This is a genomic window from Pedobacter sp., from assembly GCF_039594775.1.
Taxonomy (GTDB): Bacteria; Bacteroidota; Bacteroidia; order Sphingobacteriales; family Sphingobacteriaceae; genus Pedobacter.
Genome location: NZ_JBCNMT010000002.1, coordinates 700,844 through 721,918, shown reverse-complemented (window position 1 = coordinate 721,918; position 21,075 = coordinate 700,844). Strand labels below are relative to the sequence as shown.

Genomic DNA, 21,075 nt, shown 5'->3' with positions numbered 1-21,075 from the left:
GCTAGGTTTTCTTATTCAACGAAATATTATAAAAATTAATCAATTTAGAGCATACTTCGAGATAAGCAAAATTCTCTTCTGCATTCCTTCTTATTATCGCACTATTATATTTTTCATTGTTATAGTACATGTCCAACATTGCTTGTTTTAGTGCATCCTCGTTCTTTGCAGGTACAAGCAAACCTATTTCGTCACTCACAACTTCTGCTACACCACCTACCGCAGAGCTAATTATTGGCAAACCACAGCTCATAGCTTCCAAAATCACACAAGGCTGATTTTCAAAATTACTGAACAACACAAAAGCATCTGCTCGTTGATATTCTTGAACCAAATCTTTGCTGTACTTCTTACCCACAAACGACACAAATTCTTTCAAACCTATTTCATCAGAATAACTCTCTAAAATGGGTCTTTCTAAATCATCATCCCCTACTATTACCAACTTAACCTTTTTACTCTTTTCTATTTCTAAAAGCAATTTTTGAAATGCCCTTAAAATCCCTGTTACATTTTTCACATGATCATTTAAACCCGAAACATGCAAGAAAATAAAGTCATCTTTTGATTGACAATCTGGCTTAAACAAATCCGTATCCACTACATTAGGTATCACTGGAAAGTTCTGGTGATTGAGGCCAAACGTCAACATCGCATTCTTTAAGTCTTCGGTAACCACCGACATCCCTAAACTTTTTTTAACCACGAGCTTAGTGATTATTTTCCTCAGTATTCCTTTATAAGTATTTCTTTCTGGCAAATACCTGCTCCAATGCTCGGTAATCACAAATGGAATTCTATAAAACAATTTGGCCAAAAGTGCTACCAGCCCCATCCTTGTAAGTACGTGCACATGATTTAAGTTGGGATTAAATTTATTTTTCACCTTTTGATAACCAACAAAAGCCACTACAAAAAAAATCAAAACATTCAGTGGCCTTAACCATTTTGCAGAAAACTTCTTATAGTAATAACGATAAGTTAAAATATCATCTTCTGTTACCTCTTCAAAAGCATGAAGCTTTCGCAAATGAGTATGTTCACAAACATGAAATACCGCTAATTTTACTTGTTGGTTAATTGCTTTAGCATGTTCCCTAACAAACACCCCTCCAACCTTGTTAAACTTACTCGGGTACCATGCAGGCAAAAACAACACCCTTAACTTTTCCATTATCCTACAATACGCTTAATAATTGTCTTGGCTTTTCGCTGTGCATTATTGGCAAAACTTCCATACGGCGAATAACTGACCAAGTAATAGGGAGTTAAGTGAGGGTTAAAATAGGATTTGAAATTCGATATCCGCTCATCATTAGCCCCACAGTAATCAATAAACTGATAACCATTAACAGCGCACCATTCAATGGTTTCTTTGTATAAATATGACGTGGCATTTTTATGACTAGTTCTATTGATCAATAAAGTATATAGTTGATGCCTTTCTTCATCCAACAGAACAATATTAGCACAAACCAGCTCTCCTCCCTTATAAACATTAAAGGACTTTAAGCATCCCATTAAAGAAAGCTGTTCAAATAATTGGTGATATTGATCGTAAGACGAACCAGACAGCCCATAATTACGAAAATCATCCAGGTTTTTCTTGACCGATTCTTTTTCTACAGCGGCACTCTTAAAACAAAAATCTTCACTTTTTGCCCGTTCTACATTTCGCAAAATGCTTTCATGCACATCCTCTCCTATCCGTTTAACGTAAGTATATCTCAAATCTACCTGAAAGCCCTCCCAAATAAACGGCCTCAAATCCTCCATTTCGGTATTAAACCTGAAAGAAATCTTCTTGAAATTCTTTTTAAGTAGGCAGACAAATGATTGCAAGAGGTCCACTCGTCTCCTATCACTGATCGTTTGATCAAGATAAATTGACGAATAAGTAAAGGCTAGCGGAACAACCACATTTTTTCCATTAGAAAAAATAGCCGCAACAAACAAAGGAACTTGCTTTTGAATGGCTACATAATAATGTAATTGATAACCAAAAGCATTTTTTACAACTCCCAAAAATTCAGGATTAAAAAAAAGCGAACGAAGCTGCCGCCCTTGGTTTGCAATAATAGTTAGCCATTCTTCTTTATCTACTTGCCTCACCATAACAAACTACGCTTTCTAACTATTTTTTTTACCACTTCCTTCAATTTTCTCTTCAACTGAGCTAAGCCGTTATTCCTATTATCGTATCTCACTTCAAAAAAGCTTTTCAATTCAGGTTCAAACTTATGCTTAAATCTGGCAATGGTTTTCATATTTGCTCCATACAAGTCTACTTCTTCAATACCTTCCATTTTCAGTTGGGAAAATGTATAATCATACAAATAAGCAGCGGCACCTGATTGTGATTGATCTATTTTACCAATCAGCGGGAAATAAGCTTTTTTCTGGCCTTTATCTAATAGCACAATAATAGACGACAATAATTGCCTTCCAGTATATATATTATAGGTAGTAACAAATTCCTGCTGTTGCAATAACTTAAAGCAAGAGATTGTTCTAGAAATAAAAGAAGAAGAAAACAAAAAACTTTCCAAATCTGCTTGATGTTTTGACCAAACCTTGGCAAAATCAGTTTGGGTGGCAAAACTATAATCGTGCTTTTTTGCTAAAATTCGTTTTAAATTTTGATGATATGGCCGACCATCCAGTGTTTTAATATAAGTGTGCTTCAATTGATACTTAAAACCTGCCCATTCAAAAGGCCGTACATCATTAACCGTAATCGGCAACCTAAAATGAATTTTGGAATATTTCGTTTTTAATTCCTCTATAAAAAATTCCCAAACTATAATTCTACGCCAAGAAAGCATACGCTCTTTCTCCCACACGAATTGAAAGAAATAATGATTTGGGCAAACAACGTTTTTCTTACTTTCGAAAAAGGAAATCAACAAATGAGCTTTGCCATTTTCAAAAATCCCCACCATCCTTTTATCAATACTGTAAGCTTTTTCGAAGCTATCTAAATAATTCAGGTCAGCAAAAACGGACTGACTCCCAATACCAGTAAGCTCCTTAGTCCATTCTGTTGCTGTTAATGTTTTATATTCAAAACCCATATCTTGATAGCGAAGATAAAAATATAAAAAAAGCGATGGAAATTATTTCCATCGCTTTACAAATCAACATTAAACTTAAAAACTAATTGCTTATCGTATAGCTAATAGGCATATTGTATCTAACCCTAACCGGCAGGTTATTCTGCATACCAGCTTTCCAACGTGGTGATTTTTTAATTACCCTCATCGCTTCGTCATCACAACCATAACCAATTCCCTTAACTACTTTTACATCAGTAATGGTTCCATCCTTCTCTACCACAAAGCTTAAAAATACTTTTCCTTGTACACCTTCATCTTGAGCCATACTTGGATATCTCAAATTTCTTTGAATATATTTGGCCCAGCCTTCCATACCTCCAGGAAACTCTGGATAAACATCAACCCCATTAACGTCATGAATTTCAGTGCCCGTACCTGTGGTGCCCGTGCCCGAACCCAATCCTGTAGGAGCTGTTGGCACATCTGCATTTCCCTTACCAGCAATCCCGTCTTGTGTAGTACTTGCTACAACTGCACTTTTAATTTCATCAGAAGTTGGTGGTTGCAAAGTAACCAAATCATCTTTTACTACTTTAATATTGTCAGGCATAGCTACAGATTTAACTTTCGGCGCTACCACCTTTGGCGCTTCTATCTCTGCTTTACGTTCTACCTTCTTTTCTTCTTGCTTCGGTTTAAGTTCATGAATGACCTCATCCACTACCACAATCTTTTCTACAGACTCAACCACTTCTTTATCATCCTTAAAAGCTGAAGCAATAGACGGACCAACAAACGCTGCGACAAACAAAGGGGCCGCAATAAAAAATGCCTTCAACAAGGTATTAGAAGATTGTCTTCTTAATTCATAAGCGCCATAGTTTTGGTTTCTGTTGGCAAATACAAGAGCGAGCCACTCGCTACCGTACAAATTTGATGATTTATTAAACATAGCTAATCGGTTTTTTCAACTATGATGTTAGTTATATTCAAATTCCATACGGGGATGAAAAAATATTTTTGTCAATAGGATAAAACTGGCAATTATGATAAAATCGAACAAATACATAAAACACTCCACATTTCGACACTTAGCCAACAAAACACACAAAAAAGATAAAAAACCACACAAAAAATCATTTTTTCACATAAAAAAATATTTTTTTTAAGTTTTTTAACAAAAATTTAATCAAAAACCACAAAATATTTTATTTTTGAATAAAAATTCAAATAAATAAATGAAAAGCTTAAGAACCATAGCACTAAAAGAAGCACAAACCAGAGAAATACCTGAAATAAAGGCTCCATCAACCAAAATCTCAGAATTCTACGGCTCGAATGTTTTCGACAAAAAGAAAATGAAAGAATATCTTTCTAAAGATGTTTTTGAAAAACTAATTTCTTCGATTAACCAAGGTGAATTAATTAATCATGACGATGCAAATCAAATTGCAACGGCCATGAAAGCTTGGGCAATGAGCAAAGGTGCAACTCACTATACGCATTGGTTCCAACCATTAACTGGCACAACAGCTGAAAAACACGATTCATTTTTTGAGCCAAGCGGCGATGGTGCTATCGAGAAATTTGCAGGCAGTGCTTTAGTTCAACAAGAGCCTGATGCTTCAAGTTTCCCTAACGGCGGTATCCGTAACACTTTCGAAGCTCGCGGTTACACTGCTTGGGATCCTTCTTCTCCAGCTTTCATTATGGAAAACCCTGCTGGTAAAACACTTTGTATTCCAACCGTATTTGTTGCCTATACAGGCGAAGCGTTAGACTACAAAGCTCCTTTATTAAAAGCCCTATCAGCTATTGATAAAGCTGCTGTTGAGGTTTGCCAATATTTTGACAAAGGCGTATCTAAAGTAAATGCTTCTTTAGGTATTGAACAAGAATATTTCCTAGTAGACTTAGCGTTGTTTAACGCTCGCCCAGATTTAGTACTTACTGGCCGTGCATTATTTGGACACATGTCTGCTAAAGGACAACAATTAGAAGACCACTACTTTGGTTCTATTCCAGAACGTGTATTTGCTTACATGGTTGATTTCGAGAACGAAGCAATCAAATTAGGCATCCCTTTGAAAACACGTCACAACGAGGTAGCTCCATCTCAATTTGAGTGTGCTCCTATTTACGAAGAAATCAACTTAGCCATTGACCACAACCAATTGTTAATGGACGTAATGGAAAAAGTTGCTCGTCGTCACAACTTTAAAGTGTTATTGCACGAAAAGCCATACGCTGGCATCAACGGTTCTGGTAAGCACAACAACTGGTCGTTAATTACCGATACTGGTAAAAACTTATTAGCACCGGGCAAAACACCTAAAAACAATTTAATGTTCTTAACTTTCTTTGTAAACACCATTAAAGCGGTTTATGAGCATGCAGATTTATTAAGAGCTAGTATCGCTTCGGTAAGCAACGACCACCGTTTAGGTGCTAACGAGGCCCCACCAGCAATCATCTCTATCTTCTTAGGTCAGCAATTAGATGAGATCTTAGATGAAATTGAACACTCACGTTTAAGCAAAAAACTAAAAGAAGATAATTCACTATGGTTAGGCATCCCTAAAATCCCTCAGATTTTATTGGACAATACCGATCGTAACCGTACTTCACCATTTGCTTTCACTGGAAACAAGTTTGAGTTAAGAGCGGTAGGTTCTTCCGCTAACTCTTCTGCTCCAATGACCGTGTTAAATGCGATTGTTGCAGATCAGTTAACCAAATTTAAGGTAGACGTTGACAAATTGATCAAAAAAGGCGACAAAAAAGACGTTGCTTTAATGACTGTGATCAAACGTTACATCAAAGAGTCAAAAGCTATTCGTTTTGAGGGCAATGGCTATAGCGACGAATGGGCTCAAGAAGCAGAAAAACGTGGTTTATCAAATATCAAAACTACGCCTAAAGCCCTTGACGCTTACGTTAGCGAAAAAACTACTGAGCTTTTCGCTAAAACCAATGTTTTCAGCGAACGTGAACTACACGCCCGTCACGAAATTTTGTTGGAAAACTTCTACAAAAAACTTCAAATTGAGGCACGTGTATTTGGCGATGTAACCAATAGTCAAGTTATTCCTGCGGTAATCGCTTACCAAAACTCATTGATCGAGAACGCTAAAGGATTAAAAGAACTTGGTTTGAGCAAGGAAGCACTTGCTACTCCATTGGCTATTATTGACAAAATTTCTAACCACTTGTCTATCGTAAAAACTAGCGTTGATCAAATGTTAGAAGACCGTAAGCAAGTAAACAAAATTGAAGATACTCGCGAAAAAGCAATTGGTTACGACGAGAAAGTAAAATCTCACTTCGACACTATCCGTTACCATGTTGACAAACTTGAACAGATTGTTGACGATAGCGTTTGGCCATTGCCTAAATTCAGAGAATTGTTATTCTTAAAATAAGCAGCAAATTTTCTTTTTATAATAGAGGTGCAGAGTTCAACTTTGCACCTTTTTTGTTTTGTTTTATTTGTCATTCCGAGGGAAGCGCAGCGACGAGGAATCTCTATGTTAACTAAAAGCAAAACCCTACTTTAATTAAAGTCCGTCCCGCTTTCCGTTACAATCTTTTGCAATCGTTAGTTTTAAACCTCGTAGGTTTTAAAAACCTACGAGGTTTTTTCGGTGCCCACAACAAAAAGATTAAAACGTAGAGCCCAACCAACGATAAAAATGAACACCAAAACTGCTTTTCTAATTAAATACACATCGCTATTTCTTTGTGTTTTCAGCTTTATGCTTTCGGCTTAAAAACCTATCTTTGCAGCAATTATGAGCGACAATAGGTACAACCAGCGTGGCGTATCGGCATCTAAAGAAGATGTACACGCAGCCATCAAAAACATCGACAAAGGAATTTTCCCTAAAGCATTCTGCAAAATCATTCCTGATATCCTCGGGAACGACGAAAATTATTGCAACATCATGCATGCCGATGGCGCTGGCACAAAATCCTCTTTAGCTTATACCTACTGGAAAGAAACCGGCGATATTTCAGTTTGGAAAGGTATTGCACAAGACGCCATCATCATGAACATTGATGATTTGATTTGTGTAGGTGCTACCGATCAAATATTATTGTCTTCTACTATTGGCCGTAATAAGAACTTGGTACCTGGCGAAGTGATTGCTGCTATCATTAACGGCACAGAAGAAATTTTAGCTGAACTGAGAAATTTAGGCATTTCTATTTACTCAACAGGCGGTGAAACTGCCGATGTAGGCGATTTAGTGCGTACCATTATCGTAGATTCTACGGTGACCTGCCGCATGAAACGTAACCAGGTCATCAGCAACGACAATATTAAGGCAGGAAATGTAGTGGTAGGTTTGGCTTCTTATGGCAAAGCTACTTACGAAAGTGAATACAATGGTGGAATGGGCTCTAACGGACTAACTTCTGCCCGTCACGATGTCTTCGAAAAATCTATCGCCACTAAATACCCTGAAAGTTTTGACCCAGGTGTTCCTTTTGACTTAGTTTTCTCAGGTGGCAAACAACTTACCGACGAAGTACAAATTAGCGATACAGAAAGCGTAACGGCTGGAAAACTGGTATTATCCCCTACCCGTACCTATGCTCCTGTAATCAAGCAAATATTAGATAAATATCGCAAGCAAATTGACGGTATTGTGCATTGCAGTGGTGGTGCGCAAACCAAAGTGCTTCATTTTGTGAATGAAGATATACATGTAATTAAGGACAATTTATTCCCTATTCCACCGCTATTTAAACTGATCCAAGAACAATCTGGCACTGATTGGAAGGAAATGTACAAGGTGTTTAACATGGGGCACCGTATGGAACTTTACGTACCTGCCGAAATTGCTGAAGATATCATTGCTATTTCTAAGAGCTTCAACATCGATGCACAAGTAATTGGTCGTGTGGAAAGTAGCCAGCAAAAACAGGTAACGATTAAAAGTGAGTTTGGCGAGTTTATTTATAATTAAACTTTAAAACTGTCATTCCGAGGTACGAGGAATCTATTAAAGCTCAAAAATAGATTCCCAACTGAATTCGCAATGACGTTGCCATTATTGTCATTGCGAGAAGAGAAACGACGAAGCAATCCCCTGCCCAATTATGAAAGTTTTTTCTTAAACAAATCGATGGTACGCTGCCAAGCTAATTTAGCTGCAGCTTCATTATACCTCGTTGGTGAAGTATCATTATTAAAGGCATGGTTTACACCCTCGTACACATATAATTGATAATTGATTTTATTAGCCTTTAAAGCCTGCTCATAAGCGGGAATACCTGCGTTAATACGTTCGTCCAAACCGCCGTAATGCAATAACAAACTAGCTTTAATATTAGGCACCTCCTCCGTCTTTGCCTGCGAACCATAATAAGCTACTGCGGCATTCAACTGCGGGTCATTTACAGCTAGCTTATTGGCCATGCCACCGCCCCAACAAAAACCTACACATCCAGTTTTACCATTTGCCAATGGATGGGCCCTTAAAAAGGACAAAGCTTTTAAATAGTTCTGCAAATTCTTTTCAGGGTCTAATTTACCAATCAATTCCCTCGCTTTGTTTTCGTCTGTTGGCGTACCAGCAAAAGCCGAAAGGGCATCAACGCCTAAAGCTAAAAACCCAGCCAAGGCTACACGTTTGGTCACGTCTTTAATATGTGGCGTTAAACCTCTGTTTTCATGAATAACCACTACCGCTCCTAACTTTTTCTTGTTACCCTTAGGCATCGCAAAAAGGCCAGCCATATCGCCGTCTGCACCAGGAAAGGTAATTTCTTCACTAAACACCTCATCGTCATTCACCGTAGCCGCCGCAGCATAGTTACTTTCCAAGGCTGGCAAAACGGACAAAGCCAATGCCGTGCTACCCGTTAAAATGGCCAGCTTCTTCATAAATTCTTTACGACTAATATGGCTATGGGTGTACGAATCGTACAAATTGATGATTTTTTGGTCCATGCTTTTGAGATTAAGGATTTAAACTAAGTTAGGCATAAACAAAAAATTCCCCAAGCTTTCGCTTGGGGAATTTTTTCTCAAAAAGTCTCAATAAAGTCGAAATGACAAGTAATATGATTCTTTGCTAAAGTTTAGAGTTCTGGTGATAACGCCACACAGGAGTAGATAATAGAATTCATTAATAAATCTCCTTAATATTAATAGCCCAGTGAAATATCATATTTATACCCAACTGACTGACTCAATCTATAATATTCAGCATGGTAGCCGTAAATATTACCCCATTCTGTATCCCAATATTTAACTACAGGCCCTAAATAAACACTATCCATTCCAACATCAGCATTAATCTCAAACTCTGAATAAGTAGAGTAAACTGGATATTGGTAACTCTCCTGTGAGTCAGTATAAAAACGCAATTTAACTTTTAAAGCTTGAACTAAAGTTAGAGGAATAGTGCAGGCTACATCACTATAAAATCGCATAGTAAAATTATAAGTGTAACGATATCTCTCATTAGCTCCATCACTTTCATAATAAGAATTATTTGGGTCGTAAACAGAAGTAAACGATATATATACTGGCTCATATAAGTATTTTACTCCTTGAATGTCGCCATCTGAGAGGATACTATTATAAGCCCATAAAGAACCATCTTTCTTCGTCATTTGCGGAACAGTACTCCCATTTATTGCCGCTGCAGGGCTATAAGGCATATAAAGCATAACAGAATGAAAGTCAAAGGATCCCAACTGCCATCCACTTATTCCTTTAACTATATAAGTATCATATTGATATTTATAATCATTATGGATATTATTATAGTTAACATTAATATATTGGTCTCTATCCGCCCTACATTGTTCGTGCATCAGACCAACCACATGTCCAATCTCATGTATTATTACTCCTATTCCCATATTAGGACCGTGCACAACATACTGAGGACCTCCTATCATGCCCAACTCCGACCGCCCTCCACCTGAGTTAGGGTCCCCAACAAAAATGACGTAGTTAGCTTGGTTGGTCCTTTGTACAAATCGAATTGAAGTATTTGCCTCCCAATGAGCCATTGCTGCTGCAATATTCGAAGCGTTACTAGGGTCGTTAACTACATAATAAACAATACCGTTCGGCCACAATCTTAAAAAATCAGCTGTAAAAGTGCTTTGGGTTTGGTTACCATTATTTTTAGATCCAATTTTATTTGCTTCTAAGTAGCTGATTTGGTCTTTTGACAAAATTACATCGCCACCCACTATGTATTCTCCCTTTTCATTGATATAAACTGAAACTTGACCGCCGTCTTTTAACTTATAGAGTACATAACTTCCTTTACTTTGTATTTCCTCTTGTTTAGGAATATCTTTTTCATTTTCCTTTTTACACCCTAAGGCTAACATGATGCAGCATAACACTAGTAAAGCCGCATTAATTTTGATTTTTTTCGTCATATCGTTAATCTGTTTTTTTCAATATAACAAATTAATCATTCATAACAAATTAATTATCAATAACTTATAAACAAAAAAGTTGTAAAACGCTTTAATTAAAAATAAAAAATCCCCAAGGCGATTGCTTGGGGATTTTTTATTTAAAAGGTTTAAAACAACCTCTTTTTGTAAATTTAACTACTAGTTAAACAAGTAACGTACACCAAATTGAGCCGCCCATCTAGAAGATGTTTGGTTAATTTGATAGGCTGTGTTACCTGCAGGAGGAGCGAAAGTGAAACCACCACCACTAGAAGTCGTATAATTAATTAAAGTAGAAGCATTGTTACCCAACGAGTATCCACGACCCCACTCTTTGTTAAGTAGGTTACCAACGTTGAACACGTCCACTGACAATTGGATTTTGTTAGAAGTACCTTTAATCAAACCACCTAAATCTTGAAGCAATCTTACGTCAAATTGGTGCTCCCAAGGCATGCGTCCACCAAATCTCTCAGCGTACTGACCTCTTCTTGAATTTAGATATTTATCATTTTTAATAAAGGCATCCAAAGAAGCCCATTGGTCATCAGGAGAGATTATTCTCGCACTAGCACCTGAACCTACAGTCAAAGGCAACAACCTGATATCAGATCTTTTTGCAGGAATAAAAATCAAGTCATTTTGGTTAGCGCCATCACCATTCAGGTCACCAGAGTACAAGTAGCTGATTGGTAATCCAGATCTTCCTGCATAGAATACTGAGAATGAAGTACCAAAAAGCTTATTCTTACCATACCTTACTCCGTAAGAAAGGCTACCGATGATACGATGACGGATGTCATTGATTGCATAACCCAAATCTGGATCGTTTGGATCGTTTACAATTTGGTTAAACTGCCAGTTCGATAAAGCTGTAGAACTTGTACCACTGTTAACTTCTTTAGCTTGGCCATAAGTATAAGCCATGCTAGCGCTCAAACCAAAGTTGAAATCTTTTTTCATTTGAGCAGTTAAGGTATATGATGAACCTTTGTTGCTGTTTTCAATTAACAATGCATTAGTTACTGTACTACTTACTTTACCTGCATAAGCCGGACGGGTATCAGCTCCAGCAGAAAGCGCAGGATTGATTACACCTGTTGTAGACCTTCCAGCGATGTTTAAGTTTCTGTAGGCAATGTTATTAATTGTTTTGTTATAGATAGCTTCTAAAGTAGTCACAATACCTCCAGGCAATTTAAAGTCGGCTGCTATGTTCGAACGGAACATTTGAGGCAATCTAAAATTAGGAGTAACTAAGTTAAGTTCATAAGTAGCTCCAGCTGGTGCCGCATTTGCTTGTTTGTATGGATCAGCAATGAATGGTACAGTTGGATTATTTTGAAATACAGTCGAGAATAATGTACCGTTATTGGTAAACTGGTTAGACAACCATACAAAAGGAACCCTTCCTGTGAAGATACCTGAACCACCACGTAATTGAAGCGATCTATCTCCGAAAACGTCATAGTTAAATCCTAAACGAGGCGAAACTAGAGGAAGGCTTCTTGGAGTAATGTCAGTTCTATAACCAAAAACGGTTTCCGCTAATGGGTTTCTATTAGGCTTATCAAAGAACAAAGGTACATCTATACGTAAACCAGCGGTTAATTTGAATTCAGGTGACACCTGGATTTCATCTTGACCATAGAAACCTAACTGAGCAGCTGAGAAACGAGCCTCACCTGGATTACTGGTAATTGGCGAGGTAGATTCTGCTCTTGTTGCTTTACCAATTTTGAAATCTTCAAAGTTTGCAAACTGCCAGTATCCAAAGCGGTTGTTCACGAACAAGTTTCTAAATTTAAAGAACTCGTTGTGTGTACCTACTGTAAAAGTATGGTTGTTTACAGAAATTTTTAAGTTATCAGTAAATTCAAAAATATCTTGATCTAGCTGATTAGCAGTACTACTTCTTTCAGAACCAAATACGATTTGGTTACTCGTAGACCCGTTAAAGCTATTGATTTGAACGTGAGGGAAAAGTGCACCTGTTGTTGAACGGGCATCTCTTACTCTAGAATAACCAACTAATAATTGATTTGATACTGATTTAGACAAAGTGCTACGCAACTCTAATACAGAGATATTTTGATTATTGTTGTTTCTTCCACCATTGTTTCCAAATTTAAAACTAGTTGCAGTACGAGAGAAAACATCATCAAAAGCTTTAATATAATTATGTCTCAACATTAACTGGTTATTCTTGTTAATATTCCAGTCAATACGTGCGAACAATTTATCACTTTGTGTTAAGTTATCAGAAGCTCCATAAGCACCTACGTCATAGCCATAAGTGTTTTTAACGAAAGTAGCAATTTCTTGTGCTTGTGCTACAGTCAATAAAGCATTCGGCTCACCCGCATTTAATAATGTAGGCGCTTTAACTCTACCGAACTCAGCATTCACGAAGAAAAATAATTTATCTTTAATGATTGGGCCACCAAAACGTGCACCATATTGATAGTTAGTAAAGTCAGCTGACTTTAAACCGTTTGGTTGTTTACCAACTGTATTTTGGTTACGTCCAAATCCATAAATTGAACCTTCGAATTTATTTGTACCCGAACGAGTAACGGCATTAACACCCGCACCAGTAAAGTTACCATAAGTAATATCATAAGGTGCTAAAACTACCTGAATTTCTTGGATAGCATCCAAAGAAATAGGCTGAGTGTTAGCATTACTTCCGGGAGTGATTGCCGAGCTAGATGCAGCAAATACATCATTGTTAACAGCTCCGTCAATGGTAATGTTGTTGTATCTTTGGTTTGCACCGCCGAAAGAGTTACCATTAGCTTGAGGGGTTAAACGCCAGTAATCAGAAAGTGACCTGCTTAAAGTAGGCAATGCTTCAATTTGCTCTTTACTGATGTTTGTAGAAGCGCCAGTTCTTTTGCTATTGAAAACCGCATCTTTTTTACCGCTAACTACAATTTCTTGTAATTGTCTACCAGCTTCCACCATTGTTACATTTAAGGCGTAGGTGTCACCTAGTTTAAGTGTTACGTCTTCGATTTTTGAAGATTGGTAACCCAAATAAGTTACTTCAACAGTGTACGGTCCTCCAACACGCATGTTACTGATGATGTACCTTCCATCGTTGTTGGTAGTTACAGAATACACTGTACCAGTAGGAAGGTGAGTTGCCTTAATGCCCGCACCAGGCAAAGGACCTTTTGAATCTTTAATTGTACCAGTCATTGACGAAGTAGTTACCTGAGCGTTAGCTGTGCCAAAGAGGCCAACTACCACAAGAACAACCGTTACAATTTTTAATAGTAAAGATTTTTTCATGCTCTTTTAATGAGTTTTTAATTGTTTTGTTAAGATATGTTAAAAATACCGCTACAAATCTAGGGATTAATTTGCGCTCCCAAAGTATTCTTAATATGAATAAATTGTTAAGTCTGCCAAAACTTTTCCACACTTAACATAGAATGCATACTACGTAAAGTGGTATATACGAACAGATTAAATGTTAAATTAACAATATTTTAAACTCAACCTTAACAATCTTTCATTAAGGCCATTTATTTATTACAATAACCTTACGGCGGCATAGCATGGTTTAATCAACATTTTTTTTAATTTTGGCAGCAAATTATTACGTTAATTTCCTTTTAAAAAGAATATGAACTACGATTTAATTGTTATAGGTAGCGGTCCAGGCGGATATGTTACTGCCATCAGAGCTTCTCAATTAGGTTTCAAAACGGCCATTTTAGAACGCGAATCATTGGGTGGAATTTGCCTTAACTGGGGCTGTATCCCAACCAAAGCCTTATTAAAAAGTGCACAAGTCTTCGAATATATCAACCACGCTGCTGATTACGGGATTACTACCTCGGAAGCCAAGGCTGATTTTGAAGCGGTGGTTAAACGTAGCCGTGGTGTTGCCGATGGCATGAGCAAAGGCGTTCAGTTCTTGATGAAAAAGAACAAGATTGACGTAATTATGGGCACCGGAAAAGTAAAGCCCGGCAACAAAGTAGAAGTAAAAGGAGCTGATGGTTCTCAAAAAGAACTTACAGCAAAAAATATCGTGATTGCCACAGGCGCACGTTCAAGAGAGTTACCTAACTTAAAACAGGACGGTAAAAAAATAATTGGCTACCGCCAAGCAATGGTATTGCCACAACAACCAAAATCAATGGTGGTAGTGGGTTCTGGTGCTATTGGTGTGGAGTTCGCTTATTTTTACGCGACCATGGGAACTAAGGTAACCATTGTTGAGTTCATGGAAAACATTGTTCCAGTAGAGGACGAGGACGTATCGAAACAATTGTTGCGTAGCCTGAAAAAAACAGGCATTGAAATCATGACTTCTTCAAGTGTTGAATCTGTCGACACAAGTGGCGAAGGCTGTAAAGTGCAGGTTAAAACTGCTAGCGGTATGCAAACTATTGAATGTGATATCGTGCTTTCGGCAGCTGGCGTAGTAGCCAACATCGAAAACATCGGCTTAGAAGAAGTAGGCATCAAAACGGATAAAGGTAAAATTGTAGTCGACGAATATTACAATACTTCTGTAAAAGGATATTATGCCATTGGCGATGTGGTTCCTGGTCAAGCACTAGCTCACGTAGCTTCTGCAGAAGGCATCATTTGTGTAGAGAAACTAGCGGGAATGCATGTTGAACCTTTAGATTACAACAATATCCCAGGATGTACTTATTGCTCGCCAGAAATTGCTTCAGTAGGTTACACCGAAAAAGCGGCTAAAGCGGCTGGTTACGAATTGAAAATTGGTAAATTCCCATTCTCAGCTTCGGGTAAAGCAAGCGCTGCAGGTGCAAAAGATGGTTTCGTAAAATTAATTTTCGATGCTAAATATGGCGAATTGCTAGGTGCGCACATGATTGGTGCTAACGTAACCGAAATGATTGCTGAAATTGTAGTGGCCCGTAAATTAGAAACCACAGGACACGAGATGATCAAATCGGTACACCCTCACCCTACCATGAGCGAGGCCATTATGGAAGCTGCTGCAGATGCTTACGGAGAAGTAATCCACTTATAAGTTTAATTGTTAAACTGTTTGAATTGGTTAATTGTTTGTAATGCAATTAACCAATTTTTGTTTAATCCAATTTTCATTGAACAATTAACCAAATATCAATTTACCAGTTAACCAAGATTTACATTTCGACAGGCTCAAAGTGATACTGTAACAAGGGCAAATCGTAACTCGTCAATCTAAAATCGTAAATCATCATGAAACTCTACACTATAAATACAGGAAATTTCAAATTAGATGGTGGCGCCATGTTTGGCGTAGTACCAAAATCCATTTGGCAAAAAACCAATCCTGCCGACGAAAACAATATGTGTTCATGGGCCATGAGGTGTTTGCTGATTGAAGATGGCGGCAGGCTAATTTTGGTAGACAACGGTCTGGGCAACAAACAAGATGAAAAGTTCTTTGGTCATTACTATTTGCATGGCAATGACACCCTAGATAAATCCCTAGCAGCGCATGGTTTTCATAGAGATGATATTACCGACGTCTTTTTAACCCATTTGCATTTTGACCATTGTGGAGGCTCTATTGAAAGACAAGGCGATAAATTAGTTCCTGCTTTTAAAAATGCTGTTTACTGGAGCAATCAACAACACTGGGATTGGGCCGTTACACCTAATGCAAGGGAAAAAGCTTCCTTTTTAAAAGAAAACATCCTTCCTATCCAAGAAAGTGGTCAATTAAGCTTTATTCCTACCCAAAACAATGTGCATTTCCATGATGGCATTAACATCCGCTTTGCCTATGGACACACGGATGCGATGATGTTGCCACAACTACAATATAAGGATAAAACGATTGTTTACATGGCCGATTTACTTCCCTCTACAGGACATATTCCACTTCCTTACGTCATGTCGTACGATATGTTCCCACTGAAAACTCTTGAAGAAAAAAAAGCGTTTTTAGAAGAAGCCGCAGCAAACAACTACATTTTGTATTTAGAACACGATCCAGTTAATGAATGCTGTACCGTTCAACAAACAGAAAAAGGCATCCGCTTAAAAGACACCTTTTCACTTACAGATATTTTATAAACAATAGCAAGACGCTCTTGTTATCCATTAATGAAAAATTTTTTCGTTTATCTCACCGTTGCAAGCATGCTGGTGTTTGGTTGCAATGGTGTAGAATTTAGCCCTAACCAAAAATTTAGGGATGGCACGCCGCAGAATGTCAACAACACTGAAATAGCCAAGCTACAACAAAAAAAAGCAGGGACAAAAATCAGGGTAGCTATTTCCAGTGACACTCAACGAATGTATAAGGAAGCCCAGCTATTTGTAGACCATGTAAATGCTAGAAACGATGTCGATTTTGTGATTTTAAATGGTGATATTTCTGATTTTGGACAATTATTGGAATTTGAAGGTATTTATAGCATTTACTCCAAACTGAAAGTCCCTTTTATTTCAATTGTCGGAAATCACGATTTGGTAGCTAACGGCCCCCACATTTTCAAAAGAATGTTCGGTGAATTTAACTTTACTTTCAACTATGGAACGATAAAATTTGTATGCTTTGATTCTAATAGTCGTGAATACAATTTTAACGGTGCCGTTCCTGATATTGCTTGGTTAAAAGCTAATCTCAAGCTTGACCCTGGCACTTCCAACATTATTGCGTTTTCGCATGTTCCACCAAATGATGCTGATTTCGATCCTAATCTTAGGCCTGTTTATGAGCAATTAGCTAATAGTACACCTGGCTTTTTAGCCTCATTTCATGCACATCAACATCAGCCCGACAAAACATACAGACCTTACGATAACAGTGTACCTTTTATCATTACCAACGCAGTACTTAAAAGAGCTTATACTATCCTAGATATTTCCAATGGACAAATTGAAACCACTCCTGTTAATTTTTAGCATTTTTCTTATTCCATCGCTGGCCTTTGGGCAAAATAAAATACTGAAGGCATTAACTCCTGATTATATCAATCTACAATATGGTGGTAGCATTGGATATGTAAGTGGAGGTGCTGGCTATCATTTTCTTAGCGAAAAAATCTCATTGAGTATTAATTACGGTTTTGTACCTGCAAGCAAAGGAGGAAGTCTTAATATTCTTACTCCAAAGTTCGATTACAAACCCTTCAAAATTCAATTAGGCCAAAATGTGACCTGGAGACCTATCAATCCTGGCTTATTTATTTCCTATACCCTAGGCCGTAATTTTGATAAGAAGTTTGACCCAAACCAATATCCGGATGGCTATTATTGGTGGTCTACTGCTTTAAAAATACACTTAGGATTTAGTACAGAAGTAAAGATTTCAGGAGGTCAAAAATCTGCCATTAAAGCTGTAGGTCTTTATGCTGAAACGAATACCAACGATCTTTATTTAATCAGTTGGTTTGAAAACCGTACCACAACTCCTATTACGAGAATATTTTTTATGGGCTATGGGGTACGATTGTATTTATGACACCCGCTAATATTTAGATAGTTAGTTCTGCATCTTGCTTAAGCTTTGCTCCTACCAGAAACACCTCTGCAATAACATATGCTATTAGGCTTGTGTCATATATCCCAAAAAATTTCCCAATGCAGATGACACGTATTTTAAAACAAGTTCAGGTTTGTTTTTTAGTACCACAGAAATAACAACCACTAAATTTAATCTTTTTCATCGTTATTGTATAAAAATTAACACACTCCTTTATATTGCTTTGCGCTTCTAATTGAGCAAAACTGCCAACATATCGCCTTTTATCATTTTAATTAAATAAAAAACGTTAAACAAATTTATACAAATATTTTATATATCAATATTTTTTTATTGATATACAATAAATTTATTTTACAAAACAGAAAACATAGAAATACTGACAATACTTTAAATGGAATGATTTTTGTAGTAAAGAAATCGTTCAAAAATACATGACAAAACGCAACATTTTCAGTAATTTAACTTTCAGATATGCATAAAAAAACATTATTTTTGCAGCTCTGAAAAACAAAACGAGGATCAATACACATAAATGAGACAACTCAAAATAACCCAATCCATTACCAACCGCGAAAGTCAATCATTAGACAAATACTTGCACGAGATTGGAAAAGTAGATTTAATTACCGCAGAAGAAGAAGTAATTTTAGCCCGTAAGATTCGTGAGGGAGATCAAGCTGCTCTTGAAAGACTAACCAAAACCAACCTCCGTTTTGTGGTTTCGGTAGCTAAACAATATCAAAATCAAGGTTTAACACTTGGTGACTTAATTAATGAAGGTAACCTAGGCTTAATTAAAGCGGCAAAACGCTTCGACGAAACGAAAGGTTTTAAGTTCATTTCTTATGCTGTATGGTGGATTCGTCAATCGATTTTGCAGGCTATTGCCGAGCAAAGCCGTATTGTACGTTTACCTTTAAACCAAGTAGGTTCACTAAGCAAGATCAGCAAGGCCTTCTCTAAATTAGAGCAGGAATATGAACGTGAGCCTTCTCCAGAAGAATTAGCAGATATTTTAGAGACTACAGTTGATAAGATTTCAGATACTTTAAGTAACTCTGGCCGCCATGTTTCCATGGATGCACCATTTGTACAAGGTGAAGAAAATACACTTCTTGACGTACTAGAAAACCACGAACCTAATACGGATAGCAACTTGATCAACGAGTCGCTTTCGGAAGAAATCAAGCGTTCACTATCTACACTTACGGAAAGAGAACGAGAAATCATTGTATTATTCTTCGGTTTAAGCACTAACCATCCGCTTTCGTTAGAAGAAATTGGAGAGAAATTCAATTTAACACGTGAGCGTGTGCGTCAAATCAAAGACAAAGCATTACAACGTTTACGTCACACTTCAAGAAGCAAAATCTTGAAATCGTATTTAGGTTAACATCACACATAGTGTACTTTTAACACACTATAAAACAATATTTTACAAGAAAATAAAAGCAGAAAAGATTGGGAGAATACCCGATCTTTTTTACTTTTGCGGCATTTCTAAACCAAAATAATTTCTTGTATGTCTAATAAATATCAATCAGAGTTTCAAAACTGGATTGAAAAAGAAAAAAAAGCACTTGAGCTCATCAAGTGTGTAGGTCATTTATGGTTCGATAGATCTATCGAACTGGTACTTTTCCGCAAGCCTTTGTTTGATGTTGGTAGTAGTGAAATTCTTGCATATCATCAGTACGCCAAAGAAATTAGTGGAAAAGATATTTCTATCTATGAAACATTAGAGCTTGCCAACACCATCGCAAAATCGAGCATTGCCCCTTCTCGTATCGATATTGGCAGATTGGCTTCTGAGTGGCTTGATGAAAGCAACAACCAATCGTCAATGCATGATTTTATCATTAGCAGACTGGGAAGCCACATCGGTAAAGACAAAATCAATTTAAAGCCAAAAGACGTTGTTTTGTATGGTTTTGGACGCATTGGACGTATTGCCGCAAGAGAATTGATTGTACAAGCTGGCAAAGGCGAACAATTACGTTTAAGAGCCATCGTTACTCGCAGCTATAGTGATGAGGAACTAACCAAACGTGCCGAATTGCTACGTACCGACTCCATACATGGACCTTTTAGCGGAACTATTGTAGAAGATCACGAGAATAAAGCATTAATTGTAAATGGACAAACCATCTATTTAATTGAGGTGAAAAACCCTGAAGATGCTGATTATACTCAATATGGCATTAACGACGCATTAGTAATTGATAATACGGGTGTATTTCGTGATCGAGAAGGTTTAGGCAGACACCTAAAAGCCAAAGGTGTAAGTAAAGTATTATTAACTGCACCGGCCAAAGGCGATATTCCTAATATTGTAACTGGCATTAACGATACTGATTTCAATTTCAGCGAAGAAACCATTTTCTCAAACGCTTCGTGTACCACAAATGCGATTATTCCTGTATTGAAAATTGTAGAGGATAATTTTGGCATTGAAAAAGGTCATATTGAAACGGTTCACTCTTATACCAATGACCAAAACTTGTTGGACAACTATCATAAAAAATATCGTAGAGGTCGTTCTGCTGCCTTAAACTTGGTTATCACCGAAACTGGTGCTGATAAAGCCGTGGCCAAAGTACTGCCCCAGTTAGCCGGAAAATTAACCGGAAATGCCGTTCGTGTGCCTACACCTAACGTTTCTTTGGCTATTTTAAACCTTTCTTTAAACCAAGAAGTTAACAAAGAAGGAGTTGAACAGGTATTGAAACAGGCTTCTCTTTTTGGTGACCTTTCTGAGCAACTGGAATATTCGGTTTCAAACGAGCTAGTAAGCACTGATTTAATCGGTAACAGTCACGCTTCTATCGTAGATGGGCCGGCAACCATCATTTCAAAAGATGGCAAATCGGTTGTACTTTATGCTTGGTATGATAACGAATACGGTTATACTCGCCAGGTGATCCGTTTAGCCAAGAAAATTGCGGGCGTGGTAAGGCTTACTTATTATTAAAATTCCCATGTTAGGTCTAGACGTAACGTCTTGCTGAATTTATTTCAGCATCTTTTTTGTATATGAAAGACCCTGAAATAAATTCAGGAGGATGACCGCCAGTATCTAAAATGTAGTTTAATTGCTTAATTATAAGT

Annotated in this window: 15 protein-coding genes; 8 read left to right on the top strand and 7 right to left on the bottom strand. The window is 37.3% G+C overall.

The window, feature by feature from the left end; genetic code table 11:
- Position 1 precedes the first annotated feature (1 nt).
- The 4 genes from ABDV71_RS09165 to ABDV71_RS09150 form a co-directional block, all read right to left on the bottom strand.
- Entirely contained in the window at positions 2-1,174 is a 1,173-nt protein-coding gene (locus tag ABDV71_RS09165; protein WP_343532144.1) for a glycosyltransferase, read from the bottom strand.
- A complete protein-coding gene (locus tag ABDV71_RS09160; protein WP_343532143.1) occupies positions 1,174-2,025 on the bottom strand; it encodes a GNAT family N-acetyltransferase in 852 nt (283 codons plus the stop codon). The genes ABDV71_RS09165 and ABDV71_RS09160 overlap by 1 nt, the downstream gene beginning before the upstream one ends.
- Before the next feature lie 83 nt (positions 2,026-2,108).
- On the bottom strand, positions 2,109-3,074 hold the full coding sequence (locus ABDV71_RS09155) for a hypothetical protein (RefSeq protein WP_343532142.1): 966 nt from the start codon (positions 3,072-3,074) through the stop codon (positions 2,109-2,111).
- 82 nt (positions 3,075-3,156) lie between these two features.
- On the bottom strand, positions 3,157-4,008 hold the full coding sequence (locus ABDV71_RS09150; RefSeq protein ID WP_343532141.1) for a TonB family protein: 852 nt from the start codon (positions 4,006-4,008) through the stop codon (positions 3,157-3,159).
- 286 nt (positions 4,009-4,294) lie between these two features.
- Between ABDV71_RS09150 and ABDV71_RS09145 the strand changes: the two genes are divergently transcribed.
- Both ABDV71_RS09145 and ABDV71_RS09140 read left to right on the top strand, forming a co-directional pair.
- Positions 4,295-6,478: a glutamine synthetase III gene (locus ABDV71_RS09145; protein ID WP_343532140.1), complete on the top strand. Its 2,184-nt coding sequence runs from the start codon at positions 4,295-4,297 to the stop codon at positions 6,476-6,478.
- 369 nt (positions 6,479-6,847) lie between these two features.
- A complete protein-coding gene (locus ABDV71_RS09140) occupies positions 6,848-8,029 on the top strand; it encodes an AIR synthase related protein (protein ID WP_343532139.1) in 1,182 nt (393 codons plus the stop codon).
- Positions 8,030-8,160: 131 nt separating this feature from the next.
- On the opposite strand, the gene ABDV71_RS09135 is transcribed toward ABDV71_RS09140, so the two are convergent.
- From ABDV71_RS09135 to ABDV71_RS09125, 3 genes are all read right to left on the bottom strand, one after another.
- Positions 8,161-9,015 (bottom strand): dienelactone hydrolase family protein, encoded by an 855-nt coding sequence (locus tag ABDV71_RS09135; RefSeq protein ID WP_343532138.1) that lies wholly within the window; start codon positions 9,013-9,015, stop codon positions 8,161-8,163.
- Between the two features lie 197 nt (positions 9,016-9,212).
- The gene (locus tag ABDV71_RS09130) at positions 9,213-10,469 is read right to left on the bottom strand and encodes a M12 family metallopeptidase (RefSeq protein ID WP_343532137.1); all 1,257 of its coding nucleotides are present in this window, start codon (positions 10,467-10,469) and stop codon (positions 9,213-9,215) included.
- 180 nt (positions 10,470-10,649) lie between these two features.
- On the bottom strand, positions 10,650-13,787 hold the full coding sequence (locus ABDV71_RS09125; protein ID WP_343532136.1) for a carboxypeptidase regulatory-like domain-containing protein: 3,138 nt from the start codon (positions 13,785-13,787) through the stop codon (positions 10,650-10,652).
- 337 nt (positions 13,788-14,124) lie between these two features.
- Here ABDV71_RS09125 and lpdA point away from each other — a divergent pair, with 337 nt between their 5' ends.
- The 6 genes from lpdA (at position 14,125) to ABDV71_RS09095 (ending at position 20,938) form a co-directional block, all read left to right on the top strand.
- Positions 14,125-15,513: a dihydrolipoyl dehydrogenase gene (gene lpdA, locus ABDV71_RS09120; RefSeq protein WP_343532135.1), complete on the top strand. Its 1,389-nt coding sequence runs from the start codon at positions 14,125-14,127 to the stop codon at positions 15,511-15,513.
- A 194-nt stretch (positions 15,514-15,707) separates the two neighbouring features.
- Positions 15,708-16,550: an MBL fold metallo-hydrolase gene (locus ABDV71_RS09115; protein ID WP_343532134.1), complete on the top strand. Its 843-nt coding sequence runs from the start codon at positions 15,708-15,710 to the stop codon at positions 16,548-16,550.
- Between the two features lie 30 nt (positions 16,551-16,580).
- A complete protein-coding gene (locus ABDV71_RS09110) occupies positions 16,581-17,384 on the top strand; it encodes a metallophosphoesterase (RefSeq protein ID WP_343532133.1) in 804 nt (267 codons plus the stop codon).
- Positions 17,350-17,943 carry a hypothetical protein gene (locus tag ABDV71_RS09105; protein ID WP_343532132.1) on the top strand — a complete coding sequence of 198 codons (594 nt, stop codon included), beginning with the start codon at positions 17,350-17,352 and terminating at the stop codon, positions 17,941-17,943. Before ABDV71_RS09110 ends, ABDV71_RS09105 begins: the two co-directional genes overlap by 35 nt.
- 556 nt (positions 17,944-18,499) lie before the next feature.
- Positions 18,500-19,360, top strand: coding sequence for an RNA polymerase sigma factor RpoD/SigA (locus ABDV71_RS09100; protein ID WP_055130013.1), 861 nt, complete (start codon positions 18,500-18,502; stop codon positions 19,358-19,360).
- 129 nt (positions 19,361-19,489) lie between these two features.
- Complete coding sequence (locus ABDV71_RS09095) at positions 19,490-20,938, top strand: glyceraldehyde-3-phosphate dehydrogenase (RefSeq protein ID WP_343532131.1); 1,449 nt, start codon at positions 19,490-19,492, stop codon at positions 20,936-20,938.
- Positions 20,939-21,075: the final 137 nt, after the last annotated feature.